This is a genomic window from Luteibacter sp. NPDC031894 (genome assembly GCF_050273135.1).
In the GTDB taxonomy this organism is placed as follows: domain Bacteria; phylum Pseudomonadota; class Gammaproteobacteria; order Xanthomonadales; family Rhodanobacteraceae; genus Luteibacter.
Window position 1 is genome coordinate 214,822 of the sequence record NZ_JBNNMV010000005.1, and the last position, 18,190, is coordinate 233,011.

Genomic DNA, 18,190 nt, shown 5'->3' on the forward strand with positions numbered 1-18,190 from the left:
TGGACCTAAACCATGAACGAACGACCCGTGCGGATCGCCATCCTCGACGACTATCAACACGTGGCGATGCGCAGCGCCGACTGGTCCTCGCTGGAGGGTCGTGCAGAGATCACCGTCTTCCACGACCACCAAGCCAAGCACGACGCACTCGTACAGCGACTACAGCCGTTCGACGCCATCTGCGTCATGCGCGAGCGCACGCCAATCACAGCAACGCTGATCGACGCCCTGCCCCGTCTTCGCCTCATCGCCTCGACCGGTCGCGGTAACGCCTCGATCGATCTGGACGCGGCGGCGGCGCGCGGCGTGGAGGTGGTGCATACGAATTACTCGTCCACGCCGACGATCGAGTTCACCTGGGCCGCCATCCTCGGCCTCATGCGCGGCATCGCCACGGAGGCGGCCTCGTTGCGCGCCGGTGGCTGGCAGGTGGGGCTCGGCTCGGAGCTGGAGGGCAAGACGCTCGGCATCCTCGGCCTCGGCCGGATTGGCTCGAAGGTGGCGCGCATCGGGCAGGCCTTCGGCATGCCGGTGATCGCATGGAGCCAGAACCTGCAAGAAGAGACGGCCAGCGCGCTTGGCGTGCGGCGGGTCTCGAAGCAGGAGCTCCTTTCCGATTCGGACGTGCTGACGATCCATACGCGACTGAGCGAGCGAACACGTGGACTGATCGGAGCGGCCGACCTTGCCGCGATGAAACCCACCGCCCGGCTGGTCAACAGTTCCCGCGGGCCCATCGTGGATGAAGCCGCCCTGGTGGACGCGCTGCGCGCCGGCCGAATCGCCGGTGCGGCGGTCGACGTCTTCGACGACGAGCCGCTGCCCGCCGACCACCCCTTCCGTTCGCTGCCGAACGTGCTGGCGACGCCGCACATCGGCTACGTCACTGAGGAGATGTACCGCACGTTCTACGGCGACACGGTACGCAACCTCGTGGACTGGCTAGATCGCCGGTCCACCTGAGAGGCCAACGGGTCAGGACGACGCGACCTTCTTATGGTCGCCCTTGTCGTCGTCACTGTGCTTCGGCTTGATCGTCATCAGCTCCAGCGGCTTGCCATTGTCGAGACGAACCTTCCAACCGCGTTGCAACTCGGCAAGGTCGTTGAGGCGGGGGCAAAGGGTCTTGGTTTTCGCTTCGAGCGCCTCGGAGCGCTTGTCCATCTCGCGATCCATGGTCTTGTCCAGCGAATCCGCCCTGGCCTGCAGCGCGGCGACCTTACTGGAATCACCTGAGAGCGCGGCCGTCACCGCGCTCGAGGTGACGGAGCCGACGAGTTCCCCAATGGAATCGGACACCGAACCGGCGACCGTCTCCGTCATGCGGTCCGACGACCAGTGACCGGCGCCAATGCCTTCGTCGATCTCGCGTAACGCCTGGGCCTGCTTGCGCTTCAGCTTCTCGAGCATGCTCGCGCGCTGGTCGCCGTCTGCGAAGGTCAAGGTGACGCTGGTCATCGCGGAAAAGCCCATCTGGACGCCTTCGCGGGCGATTGCGGCCACCTGGGGCACGAGCTGGCGCACACCGTCCTCGTACCGGCGCAGGGCCTCTGCATCCGCTCGCGACACCGCGACTTCCTTGCCGTCGACGCGCAGCGCACCGTCATGCAGGAAGATTTTCGCGGGCACACCATCGGTACGATGGAAAGATAGGCCCGCGGTCGTCACATCCACGTCGTAAGGCGTCGAATAGTCGTGGTCGCAGGTATCCGTGCTGAAGCCTACGGTCCGGGCGTGTCCGGCCGCGGCGGCGACGGACAACGCGAGCACGGCAGTGCCGGTAATGAACGGGTGGCGCATGATCCTTCTCCCCAGGTTGGCGCGGGTAGGATGCTCCCGGCACGCCCATGGTTTAAGCCGATCGCGCAGTCGATGCATGGGCGCTTCGTCACCCCATGACTTCCGGCAGGGTCAGGACGCAAGCCCCCGTTCACGGGCGTACTCCGAAAGCCGGCTGTCGTGGTCGATGCCGAGCTTGCGCATGGCGTCGCGCTTCTGCCGGCTCACGGTCTTGACACTGCGACTGAGCCGTTCGGCGATCTGAGTGATGGACATGCCGCTGACGTACAGCCGCACCACTTCGATCTCCCGCGCGGATAACCGTGCCGCGTCTGCACTCGTATGCACACCGGCCTCGTCGAACTGGCGCCGGATCGTATCGCTCAAGTAAGGGCGCCCCGCCGCCGCATGACGCACGGCCACCGCCACTTCCTTCAAGGGCGCCCGCTTGTCGCACAAGCCAAGCGCTCCGCGTGCACGCATGGTCTGCAGCACTGCCGCATTGTTGACCATCGTCAATACGACAATAGGCAGCCGCGGGTAGCGACGCCGCACGAGGTCGATCAGTGAGAGGCCGTCGCCGTGACGGCCACCGGGCATGGAGAAGTCCGTGACGAGGACATCGCACGGGCGCGATGCGAGGAGGTCGACGAGCTGGTCCCCATTGGCGGCCTCGCCAACCACATCGATATCGCCGGCTGCTTCGAGTGCTGCGCGCGTACCCATGAGTACCACGGGATGATCGTCGGCGATGATCGTGCGCAGAATCATGTCTTTCCTCGTCGGCGGCAAGGTGCAGCCGCCATCCGTGAGATGTGTTACTCGTCGTACTGCGCGCAGATTACAGTAAACGTTCATGCGCGTTCCGGCGTGCGCCGCGGCGCTATTGAGATTTCTCGTCGTTCCACTGCACGGCGTGGTGTAGGCGACATCTACACGAAAGTACGCGGCGCCCTGGCGACTGCGCCGAAGCACGCTATTCCTTTGCGATGGGCGCGAGTTCGAAAGACGGCGCTCGGTGACAATGCGAGGGCGTTGAGGATCTACTCAGAAAAAAGATCCGCATTTTCAGACTTGTCTTATTCTCTTGCCGCCGTCGAACGAGCCATGCTGTGCGGAACACGCCGCCATGGCGCATGACAGGACTCATGCATGCTTGCGACAGCCATCGAATACCACATTGCCGACGTCGGCGACGCCTGGGGCATCTTTCGCGAAGGGGTGCAAATTGCCGCGCGCCGCGATCCGGGCGATGCGATCGCCTTCGCCAATTTCTTTGCCGATCGCGAAACACTCATGTCGCCGCATGCCGTCAACGTGTCTGCGGATATCAACCTGCATCGAACACTCAAGCACCTTCGCGACGTAGCGTAAGGTTCCGCGCGGATCAACGACCGGCGGCGCTGCCCAGGTTGGTCATGTCCAGGTGGAGCAGGCGCAATCGCGCGATGTGGCGCCCGACCATGGCGCGGTCGCCGGATGTCGCTTCCAGGCGCAGGAAAGCGTCGAGCAGGCGACGCTCCATCTGCTCCAGGGTCCGGATGTAGGTCACATCCGGATCGTGCGACAGTTTGACCGATGCTTCCATCATCGTCCGGCGGACGCCGCTCATGGCGCCACCCGCGGTTGCGGGGCGACCACCGGTGGCACTTACCTGGGCCTGGAGTTCGTGCGCGATCGCGGTGAGCGCGTCGGCGGACTCTTCGAGAATGACCTTCAGACCGGGCTCGCGAACGCCGCGAGCCGCCTGCAGGTACAGGTCACGGTCTGCGATGACACGTTTTATCAGACCGTTAACGACGCGAGTCGAAGTGCTTTCCATGGTTTGGACCTTATTCCCGTGGCACTTAGCCGGTCCTAAACGTAGAAGTATCCGGTCAGCGGACGGTCATCCGCCCGGCTCGACGAGTAACAGGGGGTGGCCCGCCGCGTCGTGCAGACTCGCAGACAGCTCTACGAGTTGGCGCACGGCGGGGCACAGGGCCTGGATCCTGGGCCTGAGCGCCGACTCGACGCGCGCCACCACCCGGGCCTGACCGCCCGTGGAGACCGCCGCGACACGATCACGCAGCTCCGCCGCGCCTTGCAGGTCGCCGTTCATGGCCAGCTGCATCGCTTCGCTTCCCACGTCCTGAGTGAGTATGGGGCCGACGTCCGCCACGATCTCCTGGGCGTAGGCGCGCATGGCGCCCTCTTGCCAGTCTCGCGTGCTCTGGCTGGCGGCGATACGGCGCTTGATGTCGGCGACGCGAGCATTCAGCACACGATCGAGTTCGCCGCTGGCCACGGCGTTGGGCGCCGCAGTGGCGGCCTCGTCCTGAACGGCGCGCGCCGCGAGATCCACACCGTCGTTCGCTATCGCCTTGGCTTTCGGCACCAGCGATCGGACCTGCCGCTCGAACAGGGCCACCCTGTCCTGTTCGTCAGGACGGAGCGAGACCGCTCGTCCATCCGTTTCCAGGGTGCCGTCATGCATGCGCACGGCACGCGGCGGGGCCTCGGACCGGTTGAACTCGAGGGCCGTGGGGCCCAGCGTGAGGTCGTAGGTACTGGCCACGCCGCACGTGGTCGCAAGGTCCTGGGCGGACGCCGTGCCGGCGATGCAAAGAAGGGCTGCAACGAGGGGTAAGCGTGCGGTCATGACTGTGGCCAGCGGAAAACCCACTCGATACCGGGCAGCGGACGAATGCCCGCTGAACCGATCAGAAGGGCGAGCGCGCGAACTGCTGGCGCACCCGAAGGGTGCCGAGGACCCAGGCGAGCCAGCCCAGCACGGGAACCGAAACCGCCTTGAGTACCACGCCGACCAGGAGGATCGTCCGGTGTTTTTCGCCTGATGCGAGCAGGTCCGCGGGGAGGCCGGGCTGGGTAAGCACGACGCCAAGTTGCCGCCATTGGTCGAAGGATACCCAGGCCGTGTAGGCCGACCACACCAGCAAGAGGATGGCGATGATGCGCATGGCCCGGCGTCCCCAGTCACGCCAGCGCAAGGTGCCAAGCGCCACGATGACGACGACGAAGGCGCCGAGCGCATAGGCCAGCGACCACGCCACACCGACGCGCGGATCGCCCGCGCCGGCGGCGATGGCCTCGGCACTCACAGCGCCCACGGCATTGGCGAGGATCACCGACGCGTAGGTGTTGATGACGAGGCCCACGGCCGCCAGCAGCATCACCAGCCAGACCACGATGCGCCAGGCGGCGAAAGGACGCGAGCGCTGTGCGCCCTTGACGGTACCGAACACGATCAGGCGCCCGCCTTCTTCAGTGCGGCGAGGTCGGTCAGCACCTGGCCGGAATTCTTCTCGGGATCGACATCCTTGTAGACCTTGACGATCTTGCCGGCGGGGTCGATGAGGAACGTCTCGCGCCGGGCGTACTTCTGGCCGGTGGGCGTGGTCGTGAGCACGTCGTACTTCACCGCGACGGCGCTGTCCGCGTCGGAAAGCAGCGGGAACGGCACGTGGTACTTCTCGGCGAATTCCTTATGCGACTTGACGTCGTCGAGGCTCACGCCAAGGACGACCGCGCCAGCCTTGTGCAGCTTGACGGTGTCGTCGCGGTAGGTGCAGACCTCCGTGGTGCAGCCGGCGGTGAAGTCCTTCGGGTAGAAATAGAGCACCAGCCACTTGCCCTTGTGGGTTTCCAGCGTGTGCCAATCACCCTTCTGGTCCTGCAGGCGGAAGTCGGGCGCCTTGTCGCCCACGACGGGGGCGGCGGCCCAGGCGGTGGCGGTCACGATGCACAGCACGAAGAGAGTGAGGAGGCGACGCATGGAGGAACCTCGGGTGGGGAATGCCGTGAGTGTACTCGCGGCGGCCGGAGGTTGCGCCCGCTCGCGGCGACCGAAGAAAAAGGCGCCCCCTTGCGGGAGCGCCCTTCGTCTGCAGACCACCGCAGTTACTTGCGGGAGATCTCGAAACGCGTCACGTCCACGCCGAGGTTGAAGCCACGGCCGGTACCCGTGATGGCGAGGGACACTTCGCCCTTGGTCATCGCGACGCTCTCCGCGCTCTTGACCGCACCGGCATTGGCGCCCGCCGTCGCATAGTCACCGAAGATCTCGCTGATGTTCTTGACGTTGGTGAACTCGCCCTTGCCGTTCTCGATGCTGTACTTGCCGGCCGTCAGGCCGCCGCCTCGCACGTGGATCATCACCGTGGCCGACTGGCCGTTGTCGCAACGCACGTGGCCTTCGCCGTCGAGGCGCTTGTAGATCGCCGCCCAACCGCTGGTGTTGAAGGTCATGTGGCACTTCGTGGACGCCTCGGCGGCCTGCGCCGGCTGCATGCCGAAGGAACCTGCCGCCGCCAGTACCAGGGCGGCCATACCCGTGAAGCGCTTGATCATGTTCGTTCTCCGTGGAAAAGGTGGCAGGGAACTGCGAGGCGGATTCTCCACTCACGATTGTGAAGAAACACGGAGCGGAATTTTGGCCGTTCAGGAACGGCCCGGCTACGTGGACGCCTCGTGAACCGCTTCGCCGGGCGGAGCCGCCGGCCTAAGATGGCGCCATCCCCCCCCACCGGACTCCGCCCATGCCCAAGCACATCCTGGTCGGCTACGACAGCTCCGAAACGGCCCGCCGTGCCTGCCTTTTCGCCCTCGAACTCGCCGCCTGCGCCGGTGCCCGGGTCCACGTCGTGTCGGTCCTGCAGATCGAGAACGGCGCGGACACTTCGGCCCTGATGATGACGGACAACGGGGGCGAGGAGCGCCTGGCGGCCCTGCGCGCGGAGGTGGCGGCGTTGAACCCGGGGGGTCGCGTCGCGGTCGAGGTCGACTTGGTCCACGGCAGCCCTGGCGACGCCCTCCTCTCCTATGTGGCCCAGCACGGGGTCGATCACATCGTCATCGGCCATACCGAACGAGGCGCCCTGGCCCGCTGGCTGGTCGGCTCGACCGCCACCGACGTCCTCGCCAAGGCCCACGTCCCGGTCACCGTCGTGCGTTGAGCGTCCGCCTTTGTCACAATCCTGCCATTGCCCGACGGGGGCGCACGATCAAGAGACCGGGGTACACCAGCAGTGAGCTATGCCGCCACCTTGCCATGGACGCTCGAAACACTGGACCTTTCGCGGATCGACGTCGCAAAGGTCAGGGACAACGAAGACCTGTTCCTGCTCCTGTGCAGCTCCTCCTTCGTCGAAAGCGGATCGGACCTGTATACCCACAATCTCGTGGACCACTTCGCCGGCGACGACGAATTGCAGGGCTGGCTACGCGACCATTGGGAGCACGAGGAACTGCAGCACGGCCGCGCGCTGGCGGCCTACGTTCGCCACGTGTGGCCCGAGTTCGACTGGGACGCCGGCTTCCGCAATTTCTTCGCCCATTACGGTTCGGTGTGCACCTCCGAGGAACTGGAACCCAACCGTGGACTCGAGCTCGCCGCGCGATGCGTCGTGGAGACCGGTACGGCCAGCCTCTATCGCGCCTTGAACGACGTCACCGACGAGCCCGTGCTGCGTGAGCTGACCAACTACATCAAGAGCGACGAAGTGCGGCACTACAAGCACTTCTACCAGCACTTCCGCATCTATCGCGAGCGCGACCGCATTGGCCGGATGAGCACCTTCCGCACCTTGCTGAAGCGCCTGCGCGAGATCAAGAACGAAGACAGCGACATCGCACTGCGCCATGTCTTCAACGTGCGCTACCCGGAGAAGGCCCACGACGACGCGGAGTTCCGCCGCGTCACCTCGCGTGCCGAAGGCCTGTTGAAGCGGCATATTCCCGCGGAGATGACGGTGAAGATGCTGCTGCGTCCGCTCGACCTGCCGGCGAAGGTCAATGCGATGCTGGAGTGGCCCCTGACGCGAATTACCGAGAAGCTGTTCCTGCACTGAGTGCGGGGTAGGAGCGCGCTCCTACTTTTTCTTCGGCAGCGGCGTCCACTTGGCGGGGTCGAAGCCACCGGTTTCAAAGGTCAGCGTCGTCTCGCCGCGACTGACGGTCACGACGTCGATGGTCAGGCGCTTCGTCTTGGCGAGGTCCTTCAGGAACTGCGCATCGTTGCGGAACAGGAGGGCCGGCTCGCCCGTCGGGGGCCGGAAGGCCTTGATGGTCTTGGGCTTGCCGTCGAAGGTGGCTTTCAGTGAGCAGTCGCCCTTGCAGACGAAACCCTTCCCGGTGGTGGCGTAGAGGAACACGCTCTGCCCCCACGCGGTATGCCGGCGCAGGATGAGACGCACCGTCTGATCCCCGGTCGGCCGGCTCGAGTGGATCGTGGCCGTACTCTGCGTGCCGCCCTGCATGGGCGAGGTCTGGTAGAGCCACAGCGCGGACAGGCGCGCCTTCTCGCTCGCTGCCTTGTAGTTGGACTCAAGCGCGTCGAGCGTCTTCTTCACCTCGGCCGCCGCGGGCGTGTCGGGGTACGTCTCGACGATCTCGTGGCCCAGCTGCACTGCGGGGCCATCGTTATGCAGCTTCAGGAGCTGCTGGTAGGTTTCCAGCTTCCTTGCCGCTTCGTCGGCGCGATTGTCGGGCGCGGGCGCCTGCGCGGCCTGCTGGTCCTGTGGCGACGAACAGGCGCTGGCGAGCGCGGCGACGGCGATGAGGGTGGCGATACGACGCATGATCTTGCGGACCCCGGGCGGAAAGGCCTTAGCTTCCCCGATACGGCGATGCTGAGCAAACGCCTGCGGGGATCGGCGTAAAATCTGAGGAAATCCTCAAGGATCGCCGATGTCGTCCTCCCCCCGGGAAGCGGTTTCGCTTCTGCGTTATCGCGCCTTCGTGCAGTTCTGGTTCGCCAAGAACGCCTCCAGCTTCGGTTTCCAGATGATGTCGGTCGCCGTCGGCTGGCAGGTCTACGAGATCACCCACCGCGCACTCGACCTCGGGCTCATCGGCCTCGTGCAATTCGTCCCGTCGGTGCTGCTGGCCCTGCCCGCCGGGCACGTGGCCGACCAGTTCGACCGCCGCCGCATCGTCACCATCTGCCAGGCCATCGAGTGGGTCGCCATCGCCCTGCTCGCTGTTTTCAGTCTCTCGGGACACCTGACAGAGACCGGCATCCTGGCCCTCGTCTTCGTCGTCAGCCTGGCCAAGACCTTCGAATTCCCGGCCCTGCAGTCGATGCTGCCGGCCCTCGTGCCCATGCATGCCTTGCCACGCGCCATGGCGGCGAACGCCGCCGCGGGCCAGGCGGCGATGATCGCCGGTCCGGCCCTGGGTGGCCTGCTCTATGTCGCCGGACCGGCGACGGTATACGGCGTCTCGGCCGTCCTTTACCTCGTCGCGCTGGTCCTGATGTCGCGGCTCGCTTACGACCACCTCCCGCCACGGCGCGAGCCGGCCACGCTCAAGACCTTGTTCGCCGGCATCCACTTCATCCGCAACCGCCCGGCGGTCTTCGGCGTGATCTCGCTAGATCTCTTCGCGGTGCTGCTGGGCGGCGCGACGGCGCTGTTGCCCATCTTCGCCAAGGACATCCTGCACACGGGTCCGTGGGGCCTGGGCGTCCTGCGTGCCGCGCCCGCGGTGGGCGCCCTACTGATGTCCCTCTGGCTGTCCCGTCACTCCCTGGAGCGGCGCGTCGGACCGATCATGTTCGCGTCGGTGGCGGGCTTCGGCATGGCGACACTGGTCTTCGCGCTGTCGAACGTGCTCTGGCTCTCCGTGGTGGCGCTGTTCGCCCTGGGCGCCTTCGACATGGTCAGCATGGTGATCCGCGGTGCACTGGTGCAGCTGGAGACGCCTGACGACATGCGCGGCCGCGTGAGCGCGGTCAACGCCATCTTCATCAACACGTCCAACCAGCTCGGTGAGTTCGAGTCCGGCCTGCTCGCCGCCGCCATGGGCGCGGTGAACGCGACGCTCATCGGAGGCATCGGGACCCTTCTGGTCGTAGGCCTCTGGATGTGGTGGTTCCCCTCCCTGCGCCGCCGCCAGGGCCTTGTTTCCGAGCCCGAGCCCGTCGAGGGGGCCAGCGGCACGATCTGACACGGCACCCCAAAGCGTGCTATTAGGTAGACGTCTATACCTCCAAATGGGAAGGTGTCTCCATGAAGCGACTGTTCGCCGTCCTCCTGTTCAGCCTCGTTGCGACGGCCCAGGCCGCCCATCCGGGTCCCGCCACGCTCGACGAGGCCCTTGCCCAAGGCAAGCGCGAGCACAAGCCCGTGCTCGTCGATTTCCAGGCGGTCTGGTGCTACTCGTGCTATTTCATGGCGAGCCATGTGCTCAATGGCAAGGAGTGGGACGACCTCACCCGTAAAGTCGTGGTTTACGAGGCGGACGCCGACCAACCGGCCGACAAGGCCTGGATGGAGAAGCTCAACGTCCACTTCCTGCCGACGTATGTCCTGGTCGGCCCCGATGGCGAAGAACTCGGCCGCATCCTCGCCGAACGCCCCCGCGCCGCCTTCTACAGCGAAGTCGCGGGCATCCTTTCCGGCGACGCCCGCCTGTCGAAGCAGAAGGCCGACGCGGCGAAGGGCTCGCTGGCCGCTGTCGCCGACGTGCTCGACACCTACCAGCTCCGATACCAGGGCAGCGAGGGCATGGCGTGGTTCGACACGCTGCCGCCGATGGTGCGCAACGTGTCCGACAAGGACAAGCGTGTCGCCCTCGCCAAACAACGACTGCTCCTGCTGCAGGCCAAGGACAAGAAGGACGACGACGCCATCGTCGCCGCCGCGGGCAAGATCCTCGCGGGGAAGATCGGTTGCGACCGGCCGTACGTGCTCGACGACCTCCTCGGCGCAAGCAAGTCGCGGCAGCCCGATGCGCGGCGTGAGCTGCTGGCACCGCAGAAAGCACCTTACGAGGCGTACCTCGCTTCCCAGGTGTTCACGGACACACCCGCTTGCGCCGACCAGCGCAGCGCGGTTCTCGCGGCGGCCGACCTCGATGCGGCACTCGGTGACGCCCGCGGTGAGCAGGCGGTGCTGCGCAAGGCGATCGACCTCAGTCGCGCAAGGTTGCACGGCGATCTCCGCAGCGACCGCAATCTCGCGGATAACCTCCGCGTCTACCTCGTTCGCGTGAAGGCGGGCGATGAACTCGACACGCTGGAAAAGCAGCTGATCGCGGCCTATCCGGAAGACTACGTCTACAACTACCGCTATGGGCGCCGCCTGGTCGAAAACGGCAAGGCCGCGGAAGGTCTCCCCTACCTCGATGCCGCGGCGAAGAAAGCGTATGGCGCCAACCGCATCACGGTCACCACCTACCAGGTGAAGGCACTGCGTGCGCTGCATCGCGACGACGAGGCGCGGAAGCGGGTGGCCAAGACGGTAGCCGAGGAGGGCAAGGCATTCCCCGAGCAGACGAAGAAGCTCCAGGAATCCCTCACGACGATATGAACGAACGAAGGAGCGCCGTGGCCTGCTAGTCTTCGCGTTCCGTCACGCGCGAGCCGGCCCATGATCGTCGTCCACCACTTGAACAACTCGCGCTCGCAACGCGTGCTCTGGATGCTCGAAGAACTCGGCCTTTCGTACGAGATCGTTCGCTACCAGCGCGACCCGAAGACGATGCTGGCCCCGAAGGCCTTGCGCGCCGTCCACCCGCTCGGGAAATCGCCCGTGCTGGTCGACGGCGATATCGTCCTCGCCGAATCCGCGGCCATCCTGGAGTACCTGTTGGACCGTTACGGCGAAGGGCGCTTCGTTCCGACGCCGGGCACGCCCGATGCGTTGCGCTACCGCTATTTCATGCATTACGCGGAGGGGTCCGCCATGCCGCCCCTGCTGTTGAAGCTCGTCTTCATTCGCATGGAATCGGCGCCGGTGCCGTTCTTCGCCAAGCCCATCGCCCGCATGCTGGCACGCGGCGCGCAGAAGGCTTTCGTCGATCCGCAACTGGCGCTGCACCTCGATTACCTCGAAGGCGAAATCGGCGAGACGGGCTGGTTCGCGGGGGAGGATTTCACGGCGGCGGACATCCAGATGAGCTTTCCACTAGAGGCCGCGGCGAGCCGTGCCACCCTCGACGGTTCCCGGCCGTCGCTGCACGCCTTCCTCCAGCGCATCCACGCGCGTCCCGCCTACCGGGCGGCCCTCGAGCGTGGCGGCGACTACGACCTCGCACCGAAGCCGTCACGCTGAATCGCGGTTCAACTCCGTTGCCGCTGTTTACATGAGCCTCACGGAACCGACTGCAAAGTCTGCAGCCTGTAGAAACGCTGCGAGGAAACACCAATGAGCAGGAACCGCGAATTCGCACGCCAGGTCGAAAGCGCCGTCAATGGGGTTTCGGGCCGCGTCCGCCACTATGCCGACGAAGCTGCCGGTGCCGGCAGCGACCTGCTCGACCGTAGCCGTCGCATTACGGGCAAGCTCTCCCGCACCGCCAACGACCAGCGCATCCGCTATATGGCCGAAGACATCGCCGACGTGGCCACGTACCAGTACCGCAAGTTGCGCCGCCGGGTGCAGCGCCATCCGGGCGTAACCATCGGCATCGCGGCCGCCGCGATCGGTACCTTCCTGCTTATCCGGCACGCCCTGCGCGACGACGACTGAGGTCGGTCCGCGGGACACGAAAAGGCCGGGAGCGATCCCGGCCTTTCTTTTTGCGGCTACCGCATCGGTTACTGCACCGGGTGCTGCTCGACCACCTTGTCGACGTGCCAGCGCACGCGCGACGCGTCCTGCGGTGCGTCGCCAGGGCTGTGGACCTCGGTAATCTTCAGCAGGTACTCGTTGCCCGATTTCCAGTCGAAACCCTCCACCGGCACGGACGTGGCCTGCCAGGGTTCGGTGGGTTGCTCGCGGAACTGCAGGCATTCCGTCTTCATCGTGCCGGTGCCGCATGGCACCTTGCTGCCGGCGACATAGAGCAGGCGCGACCGCGATCCGTGGTCCGGTGGCGCCGTGGCGCATCCGGCAAGGGAAACGGCGATGAGGGCGAAGGCGACTAGGCGCATGACGAGTTCCATGGCGTGAATGCGAGAAGGAATACCACCCGGGCCATCGACGACGCGTGACGCGAAAACGACGAAGGCCGGGATGGCCCGGCCTTCGTCATGCTACACGTCCCTGGGATCAGACCGACATCGGATTCGGCTTATTCGCGTCCAGTTTGTATTCCTTGATCGCACGGCTGACGTCCTTGGCGTTGACCTTGCCATCCTTCGCCAGCGCGGCCAGGGCGGCGTGCGCGATCCAGTAGCGATCCACCTCGAAGTGGCTGCGCAGGTTGGCGCGGGTGTCGCTGCGACCGAAGCCGTCCGTGCCCAGCACCGTGTAGCGCACGCCGTCCGGCATGAACGCGCGGATCTGGTCGGCGAACTCGCGGACGTAATCCGTCGCGGCAATGGCGGGGCCCTGGCGATCGGCGAGCAAGCCAGTCACATACGGCACGCGCTGCGTCTCTTCCGGATGCAGGCGGTTCCAACGCTCGGCGTCGAAACCTTCGCGGCGCACTTCCGAGAAGCTCGGCACCGACCAGATGTCGGAGGTGACGCCGAAGTCCTTCTCGAGCAGTTCGGCGGCCGCGATCACTTCGCGAAGGATGGTGCCCGAGCCCATCAGCTGCACGCGCGGTTCGTTCTTCTTCGCCTTGCCGCCGTCCTTGAACAGGTACATGCCCTTGACGATGCCTTCCTCGCTGCCCTTCGGCAGGTCGGGGTGGGCATAGTTCTCGTTCATGACGGTGATGTAGTAGTAGACGTCTTCCTGCTCCTGCATCATGCGGCGCGTGCCGTCCTGCAGGATCACCGCCAGCTCGTAGGAGAAGGTCGGGTCGTACGACACCACGTTCGGGATCGCGCCGGACAGCAGGTGCGAATGGCCGTCTTCGTGCTGGAGGCCTTCGCCGTTCAGCGTCGTGCGGCCCGAGGTGCCGCCGATCAGGAAGCCGCGGGCGCGCATGTCGCCCGCCGCCCAGCAGAGGTCGCCGATGCGCTGGAAGCCGAACATCGAGTAGTAGATGAAGAACGGCAGCATCGCCACGTTGCTGATGCTGTAGCTCGTGCCCGCGGCGAGCCAGGCGCTCATGCCGCCGGCTTCGCTGATGCCTTCCTGCAGCACCTGGCCCTTCTGGTCCTCGCGGTAGTACAGCAGCTGGTCGGCATCCTGCGGGCGGTACTTCTGCCCGAACGGTGCGTAGATGCCGATCTGACGGAACATGCCTTCCATGCCGAAGGTGCGGGCCTCGTCGGCCACGATCGGCACGAGGCGCGGACCGAGCTCCTTGTCGCGCAGCATGAGGTTCATGCCGCGCACGAGCGCCATGGTGGTGGAGATCTCGCGATCGCCCGTGCCCTTGGTGATCTGCTCGAACGACTCGAGCGTCGGTGCCTTGAACGACTGGTCGGCCTTGCGGCGACGCTGCGGCAGCGAACCGCCAAGCGCGCGGCGGCGCTCCAGCATGTACTGCACTTCCTCCGAGTCCTTGCCCGGGTGGTAGTACGGCACTTCGTCCAGCTTGTCGTCCGGCACCGGGATGTTGAAGCGGTCGCGGAAGGCGCGCACGGCGTCTGCGTCCATCTTCTTCTGGTTGTGCGCCGGGTTCTGCGATTCGCCGGCGGCACCCATGCCGTAGCCCTTCACCGTCTTGGCGAGGATCACCGTGGGCATGCCCTTGGTGTTCACCGCCGCATGGTAGGCCGCGTACACCTTGTGCGGATCGTGCCCGCCGCGATTGAGGCGCCAGATGTCGTCGTCGGACATGTTGGCGACGAGCGCCGCCGTCTCGGGATACTTGCCGAAGAACTTCTCGCGCGTGTACGCGCCGCCGAAGGCCTTGCACGCCTGGTATTCGCCGTCGACGGTTTCCATCATCAGCTGGCGCAGCTTGCCGGTCGTGTCACGGGCGAGGAGCGGATCCCAGTAGCTGCCCCACACGACCTTGATCGCGTTCCAGCCGGCGCCGCGGAAGACACCTTCCAGTTCCTGGATGATCTTGCCGTTGCCGCGCACCGGACCGTCGAGGCGCTGGAGGTTGCAGTTGATGACGAAGATCAGGTTGTCGAGGCCTTCGCGGCCGGCCAGGGAGATCGCGCCCAGCGACTCCGGCTCGTCCGACTCGCCGTCGCCCATGAAGCACCAGATCTTGCGATCGGTCTTCGGCATGAGGCCGCGGTGCTCGAGGTACTTCCAGAACTGCGCCTGGTAGATCGCCTGGATCGGGCCGAGGCCCATCGAGACGGTCGGCACCTGCCAGTAATCCGGCATGAGGTAGGGGTGCGGATAGGACGAAAGGCCGCGGCCCTTGCCCTCCACTTCCATGCGGAAGAGGTCCATCTGGTCTTCGCCCAGGCGGCCTTCGAGGAAGGAGCGCGCGTACACGCCCGGCGCCGAATGGCCCTGGTGGAACACCAGGTCGCCCGGGTGATCGGCGCTCGGGGCGCGCCAGAAATGGTTGAAGCCGACGTCGTACAGCGTGGCCGACGAGGCGAAGCTGGAAATGTGGCCGCCGAGGTCGCCGGGCTTGCGATTGGCGCGCACGACGGTGGCCAGGGCGTTCCAGCGGATCAGCGAGCGGATGCGCCATTCGATGGCGGCGTCGCCGGGGCTGCGCGCCTCCATGTGCGGCGGAATGGTGTTCACGTACTCCGTCGTCGGGTCGAACGGCAGGTAGCCGCCCGCGCGACGGGTGGAATCCACCATGCGCTCCAGCAGGAAGTGCGCGCGCTCGGTGCCGTCGTGATTGATGACGGCATTGAGCGACTCGACCCATTCACGGGTTTCGGTGGGGTCGAGGTCCTGGTTCAGGATTTCGTCGATCTGGTCCATGGATGCTCCGCTCGCGCGTGACGCGCGCTCATGGGGACTAAGTGGGGCCGCTGGGGTGGCGGGAAAACCTTTTCATGATACCGCAAGGTTTCCCCATGCGCGGCGGTGTGGGGGTTTGGATCGTGTTAAATCGAGGATCTGGGCCGATTGGCCTCGGCCCGGACCGTCAATCGGGCACGACCGTCCTCGGCTTCCCGGCCCGGATCTGCGCCTCGACGCAGGCCACCGAGGTCATGTTCACCACCCGGCGGACCGTGGCCTGCGGGGTGAGGATATGCGCCGGCTTGGCCACGCCCATGAGGATCGGGCCGATGACCACGCCGTCGCAGAGCACGCGGATCATGTTGTAGGTCGTATTGGCCGCATCGAGGTTCGGGAAGACGAAGACGTTTGCCTTACCCTCCAGGCGCGAGTTCGGGAAGATTCGTTCGCGCAGTTCCGGCGTAAGCGCCACGTCGGCCTGCATCTCGCCTTCGACCTCGAGCCGGGGCGCCCGTTCGCGGATCAACTTGAGCGCCTCGCGCATCTTCCTGGCGTTACGCGTCTCGCGGCTGCCGAAGTTGGAATTGGACAGCAGCGCGATCTTCGGCTGGATACCGAACAGCTTCAGGCGGATCGACGCCTGCAGCGTGGCCTCGGCGATCTCCTCGGCGGTCGGGTCTTCCTGCACATAGGTGTCGAGGAAGAAGAACGTGCCCTGCTCCGTCGCCACGGCCGCCATGGCGGACGCCTCGGTGACGCCTTCGTCCAGCCCGATGATGTCGCGGATGTAGTCGAGCTTGCTCTGGTACGTGCCGACGAGGCCGCAGATCATCGCGTCCGCCTCGCCACGCTCCACCATCAGCGCGGCAATCACGGAGGGACGGGAGCGAACCACCGCCTTCGCCGACGCCGGCGTGACGCCGCGGCGCTCCATGATCGAGTGGTACAGGCGCCAGTATTCCTCGAAGCGCGGATCCGAGTGGATGTTGCACATCTCGAAGTCGATACCCGGCTTCAGGCGCAGGCCCGCGCGCACGATGCGCTTCTCGATGACGTCGGGCCGCCCGACGAGGATCGGCCGGGCCAGGCCTTCGTCCACCACCGTCTGCACGGCGCGCAGCACGGTCTCCTCTTCGCCTTCGGCGTAGACCACTCGCTTGGGATCGGCCTTGGCGCGGTCGAAGACGGGCTTCATCAGCAAACCGGTGCGGAAGACGAAGCTGGTGAGCTTCTCGATGTACGCCGGGAAATCCTCGATCGGTCGTTCCGCGACGCCGGAATCCATCGCCGCCTGTGCGATGGCCGGCGGCAGCTGGATCAGCAGGCGCGGATCGAACGGCTGCGGAATGAGGTAGTCCGGGCCAAAGCTGGGCGGCTTGCCGCCATAGGCCCGGGCGCTGACGTCCGACGACTCACGACGCGCCAGCTCGGCGATCGCCTGGACGCAGGCGACCTTCATCTGTTCATTGATGACCGTCGCGCCGACGTCGAGCGCGCCGCGGAAAAGATAAGGGAAGCACAGGGCGTTGTTGACCTGGTTCGGATAGTCCGAGCGGCCCGTCGCCATGATGCAGTCTGGCCGCACGGCCTTCGCGTCCTCCGGCAGGATCTCGGGATTCGGATTGGCGAGCGCGAAGATGATCGGGCGCTCCGCCATCGTCGCGACCATCTCCGGTTTCAGGATGCCGCCAGCGGAGAGGCCCAGGAAGATGTCCGCGCCCTCGACGATCTCCGCCAGGGTACGCTTGTCGGTATCGCGCGCGTAGCGCTGCTTGTCGGGGTCGAGATCGGTGCGACCGCTGTGGAGCACGCCGTCGCGGTCGAACGCGAGGATGTTTTCCTTCTTCATCCCCAGCGTGACCAGCATGTCGACGCAGGAAATGCCCGCCGCGCCCATGCCGGTCGTGGCCAGCTTCACGTCTTCGATCTTCTTGCCGGTGACGAGCAGCGCGTTGATGACCGCCGCGCCCACGATGATCGCGGTGCCGTGCTGGTCGTCGTGGAACACGGGGATCTTCATCCGCTCGCGCAGCTTGCGCTCGACCACGAAGCACTCGGGCGCCTTGATGTCCTCGAGGTTGATGCCGCCGAAGGTCGGCTCGAGGCTGGCGATGATCTCGACCAGCTTATCCGGATCGGTCTCGTCGATCTCGATGTCGAACACGTCGATGCCGGCGAATTTCTGGAACAGGACGCCCTTGCCTTCCATGACCGGCTTGCCAGCGAGTGCGCCGATGTTGCCGAGGCCGAGCACCGCCGTGCCGTTGGAGATCACGGCCACCAGGTTGGAGCGGGCCGTCAGCTCGGCGGCCTGCTTCGGATCCGCCACGATCGCGTCGCACGCGGCAGCGACGCCGGGCGAATACGCGAGCGACAAGTCGCGCTGGGTCAGCAGCGACGTGGTAGGCGTGACCTTGATCTTGCCCGGGCGCGGAAGGCGGTGGTATTCGAGAGCGGCTTGCCTCAGTTCCTCGGAAATGGCCATGGGATCCTGTGGGACGTAACGGGTCGGAAGGGGCGCATGCCGCCCTGTCGGGGGCTGCGATGCAAGCGGGCATGGTAGCACCGGCAAGCACGGCAACCGCCCGTCGGGGCTGTGTCGCAATACGACATGCAGTGATATGGACCCCGACCTATCCGTGCGATGCATACCTGGAATGCGACTGCGTTCAGGCGCACGTTGTGGCCCGGCATGGCGTCGACTGCCGCGGACTGACCCAAGACTGCGAATCCACCGACAG

At 65.8% G+C, this 18,190-nt stretch carries 19 protein-coding genes; 8 read left to right on the forward strand and 11 right to left on the reverse strand.

All coding sequences use genetic code 11. From position 1 onward, the window contains the following. The first annotated feature begins 12 nt into the window (after positions 1-12). Positions 13-963 carry a D-2-hydroxyacid dehydrogenase family protein gene (locus tag ACQKIE_RS14655; protein ID WP_427460346.1) on the forward strand — a complete coding sequence of 317 codons (951 nt, stop codon included), beginning with the start codon at positions 13-15 and terminating at the stop codon, positions 961-963. 12 nt (positions 964-975) lie between these two features. On the opposite strand, the gene ACQKIE_RS14660 is transcribed toward ACQKIE_RS14655, so the two are convergent. Together ACQKIE_RS14660 and ACQKIE_RS14665 are read right to left on the reverse strand one after the other, a co-directional pair. Then, positions 976-1,800, reverse strand: a complete 825-nt coding sequence (locus ACQKIE_RS14660; protein ID WP_427460348.1) for a DUF2884 family protein — start codon at positions 1,798-1,800, stop codon at positions 976-978. Positions 1,801-1,911: 111 nt separating this feature from the next. Next, positions 1,912-2,550 carry a response regulator gene (locus ACQKIE_RS14665; protein ID WP_427460350.1) on the reverse strand — a complete coding sequence of 213 codons (639 nt, stop codon included), beginning with the start codon at positions 2,548-2,550 and terminating at the stop codon, positions 1,912-1,914. A gap of 381 nt (positions 2,551-2,931) precedes the next feature. Between ACQKIE_RS14665 and ACQKIE_RS14670 the strand changes: the two genes are divergently transcribed. Beyond that, positions 2,932-3,153, forward strand: a complete 222-nt coding sequence (locus ACQKIE_RS14670; RefSeq protein ID WP_427460352.1) for a hypothetical protein — start codon at positions 2,932-2,934, stop codon at positions 3,151-3,153. 13 nt (positions 3,154-3,166) lie between these two features. Here ACQKIE_RS14670 and ACQKIE_RS14675 read toward each other — a convergent pair whose 3' ends face one another. The 5 genes from ACQKIE_RS14675 to ACQKIE_RS14695 form a co-directional block, all read right to left on the reverse strand. After that, positions 3,167-3,601, reverse strand: coding sequence for a PA2169 family four-helix-bundle protein (locus ACQKIE_RS14675; RefSeq protein ID WP_427460354.1), 435 nt, complete (start codon positions 3,599-3,601; stop codon positions 3,167-3,169). A gap of 66 nt (positions 3,602-3,667) precedes the next feature. Further along, entirely contained in the window at positions 3,668-4,420 is a 753-nt protein-coding gene (locus ACQKIE_RS14680) for a DUF2884 family protein (RefSeq protein ID WP_427460356.1), read from the reverse strand. A 61-nt stretch (positions 4,421-4,481) separates the two neighbouring features. After that, positions 4,482-5,024 (reverse strand): hypothetical protein, encoded by a 543-nt coding sequence (locus tag ACQKIE_RS14685; RefSeq protein WP_427460358.1) that lies wholly within the window; start codon positions 5,022-5,024, stop codon positions 4,482-4,484. A gap of 2 nt (positions 5,025-5,026) precedes the next feature. Continuing rightward, positions 5,027-5,554 (reverse strand): peroxiredoxin, encoded by a 528-nt coding sequence (locus ACQKIE_RS14690; protein ID WP_427460360.1) that lies wholly within the window; start codon positions 5,552-5,554, stop codon positions 5,027-5,029. A 125-nt stretch (positions 5,555-5,679) separates the two neighbouring features. Continuing rightward, positions 5,680-6,129, reverse strand: coding sequence for a hypothetical protein (locus ACQKIE_RS14695; protein ID WP_427460362.1), 450 nt, complete (start codon positions 6,127-6,129; stop codon positions 5,680-5,682). Positions 6,130-6,317: 188 nt separating this feature from the next. Here ACQKIE_RS14695 and ACQKIE_RS14700 point away from each other — a divergent pair, with 188 nt between their 5' ends. Beyond that, a complete protein-coding gene (locus ACQKIE_RS14700; protein WP_427460364.1) occupies positions 6,318-6,734 on the forward strand; it encodes a universal stress protein in 417 nt (138 codons plus the stop codon). 72 nt (positions 6,735-6,806) lie between these two features. Then, entirely contained in the window at positions 6,807-7,628 is an 822-nt protein-coding gene (locus ACQKIE_RS14705; RefSeq protein ID WP_427460366.1) for a ferritin-like domain-containing protein, read from the forward strand. Between the two features lie 21 nt (positions 7,629-7,649). Here the strand turns inward: ACQKIE_RS14705 and ACQKIE_RS14710 are convergent, their stop codons facing one another. Next, positions 7,650-8,357 carry a hypothetical protein gene (locus tag ACQKIE_RS14710; RefSeq protein ID WP_427460368.1) on the reverse strand — a complete coding sequence of 236 codons (708 nt, stop codon included), beginning with the start codon at positions 8,355-8,357 and terminating at the stop codon, positions 7,650-7,652. Between the two features lie 109 nt (positions 8,358-8,466). On the opposite strand from ACQKIE_RS14710, the gene ACQKIE_RS14715 reads away from it, so the two are divergent. From ACQKIE_RS14715 to ACQKIE_RS14730, 4 genes are all read left to right on the forward strand, one after another. Beyond that, positions 8,467-9,726, forward strand: a complete 1,260-nt coding sequence (locus tag ACQKIE_RS14715; RefSeq protein ID WP_427460370.1) for an MFS transporter — start codon at positions 8,467-8,469, stop codon at positions 9,724-9,726. 62 nt (positions 9,727-9,788) lie between these two features. Continuing rightward, on the forward strand, positions 9,789-11,090 hold the full coding sequence (locus tag ACQKIE_RS14720; RefSeq protein WP_427460372.1) for a thioredoxin family protein: 1,302 nt from the start codon (positions 9,789-9,791) through the stop codon (positions 11,088-11,090). Positions 11,091-11,150: 60 nt separating this feature from the next. After that, positions 11,151-11,834, forward strand: a complete 684-nt coding sequence (locus tag ACQKIE_RS14725) for a glutathione S-transferase (protein ID WP_427460374.1) — start codon at positions 11,151-11,153, stop codon at positions 11,832-11,834. 93 nt (positions 11,835-11,927) lie between these two features. Beyond that, positions 11,928-12,251 (forward strand): hypothetical protein, encoded by a 324-nt coding sequence (locus ACQKIE_RS14730; RefSeq protein ID WP_427460376.1) that lies wholly within the window; start codon positions 11,928-11,930, stop codon positions 12,249-12,251. A gap of 68 nt (positions 12,252-12,319) precedes the next feature. Here the strand turns inward: ACQKIE_RS14730 and ACQKIE_RS14735 are convergent, their stop codons facing one another. The 3 genes from ACQKIE_RS14735 to ACQKIE_RS14745 all read right to left on the reverse strand — a co-directional run bounded on the left by ACQKIE_RS14735 (position 12,320) and on the right by ACQKIE_RS14745 (position 17,934). After that, entirely contained in the window at positions 12,320-12,655 is a 336-nt protein-coding gene (locus ACQKIE_RS14735) for a DUF4377 domain-containing protein (protein ID WP_427460378.1), read from the reverse strand. A 118-nt stretch (positions 12,656-12,773) separates the two neighbouring features. Next, the gene (gene aceE / locus ACQKIE_RS14740; protein WP_427460380.1) at positions 12,774-15,467 is read right to left on the reverse strand and encodes a pyruvate dehydrogenase (acetyl-transferring), homodimeric type; all 2,694 of its coding nucleotides are present in this window, start codon (positions 15,465-15,467) and stop codon (positions 12,774-12,776) included. A 166-nt stretch (positions 15,468-15,633) separates the two neighbouring features. Continuing rightward, positions 15,634-17,934: an NADP-dependent malic enzyme gene (locus ACQKIE_RS14745; protein WP_427460382.1), complete on the reverse strand. Its 2,301-nt coding sequence runs from the start codon at positions 17,932-17,934 to the stop codon at positions 15,634-15,636. Between the last annotated feature and the right edge of the window lie 256 nt (positions 17,935-18,190).

What these genes read in the sequence shown, in the direction of transcription:
- ACQKIE_RS14655 (WP_427460346.1), top strand. Translation starts at nt 13, where the DNA reads ATGAACGAACGACCCGTGCGGATCGCCATCCTCGACGACTATCAACAC.
- ACQKIE_RS14660 (WP_427460348.1), bottom strand. Translation starts at nt 1,800, where the DNA reads ATGCGCCACCCGTTCATTACCGGCACTGCCGTGCTCGCGTTGTCCGTC.
- ACQKIE_RS14665 (WP_427460350.1), bottom strand. Translation starts at nt 2,550, where the DNA reads ATGATTCTGCGCACGATCATCGCCGACGATCATCCCGTGGTACTCATG.
- ACQKIE_RS14670 (WP_427460352.1), top strand. Translation starts at nt 2,932, where the DNA reads ATGCTTGCGACAGCCATCGAATACCACATTGCCGACGTCGGCGACGCC.
- ACQKIE_RS14675 (WP_427460354.1), bottom strand. Translation starts at nt 3,601, where the DNA reads ATGGAAAGCACTTCGACTCGCGTCGTTAACGGTCTGATAAAACGTGTC.
- ACQKIE_RS14680 (WP_427460356.1), bottom strand. Translation starts at nt 4,420, where the DNA reads ATGACCGCACGCTTACCCCTCGTTGCAGCCCTTCTTTGCATCGCCGGC.
- ACQKIE_RS14690 (WP_427460360.1), bottom strand. Translation starts at nt 5,554, where the DNA reads ATGCGTCGCCTCCTCACTCTCTTCGTGCTGTGCATCGTGACCGCCACC.
- ACQKIE_RS14695 (WP_427460362.1), bottom strand. Translation starts at nt 6,129, where the DNA reads ATGATCAAGCGCTTCACGGGTATGGCCGCCCTGGTACTGGCGGCGGCA.
- ACQKIE_RS14700 (WP_427460364.1), top strand. Translation starts at nt 6,318, where the DNA reads ATGCCCAAGCACATCCTGGTCGGCTACGACAGCTCCGAAACGGCCCGC.
- ACQKIE_RS14710 (WP_427460368.1), bottom strand. Translation starts at nt 8,357, where the DNA reads ATGCGTCGTATCGCCACCCTCATCGCCGTCGCCGCGCTCGCCAGCGCC.
- ACQKIE_RS14715 (WP_427460370.1), top strand. Translation starts at nt 8,467, where the DNA reads ATGTCGTCCTCCCCCCGGGAAGCGGTTTCGCTTCTGCGTTATCGCGCC.
- ACQKIE_RS14720 (WP_427460372.1), top strand. Translation starts at nt 9,789, where the DNA reads ATGAAGCGACTGTTCGCCGTCCTCCTGTTCAGCCTCGTTGCGACGGCC.
- ACQKIE_RS14725 (WP_427460374.1), top strand. Translation starts at nt 11,151, where the DNA reads ATGATCGTCGTCCACCACTTGAACAACTCGCGCTCGCAACGCGTGCTC.
- ACQKIE_RS14730 (WP_427460376.1), top strand. Translation starts at nt 11,928, where the DNA reads ATGAGCAGGAACCGCGAATTCGCACGCCAGGTCGAAAGCGCCGTCAAT.
- ACQKIE_RS14735 (WP_427460378.1), bottom strand. Translation starts at nt 12,655, where the DNA reads ATGCGCCTAGTCGCCTTCGCCCTCATCGCCGTTTCCCTTGCCGGATGC.
- aceE (WP_427460380.1), bottom strand. Translation starts at nt 15,467, where the DNA reads ATGGACCAGATCGACGAAATCCTGAACCAGGACCTCGACCCCACCGAA.
- ACQKIE_RS14745 (WP_427460382.1), bottom strand. Translation starts at nt 17,934, where the DNA reads ATGGCCATTTCCGAGGAACTGAGGCAAGCCGCTCTCGAATACCACCGC.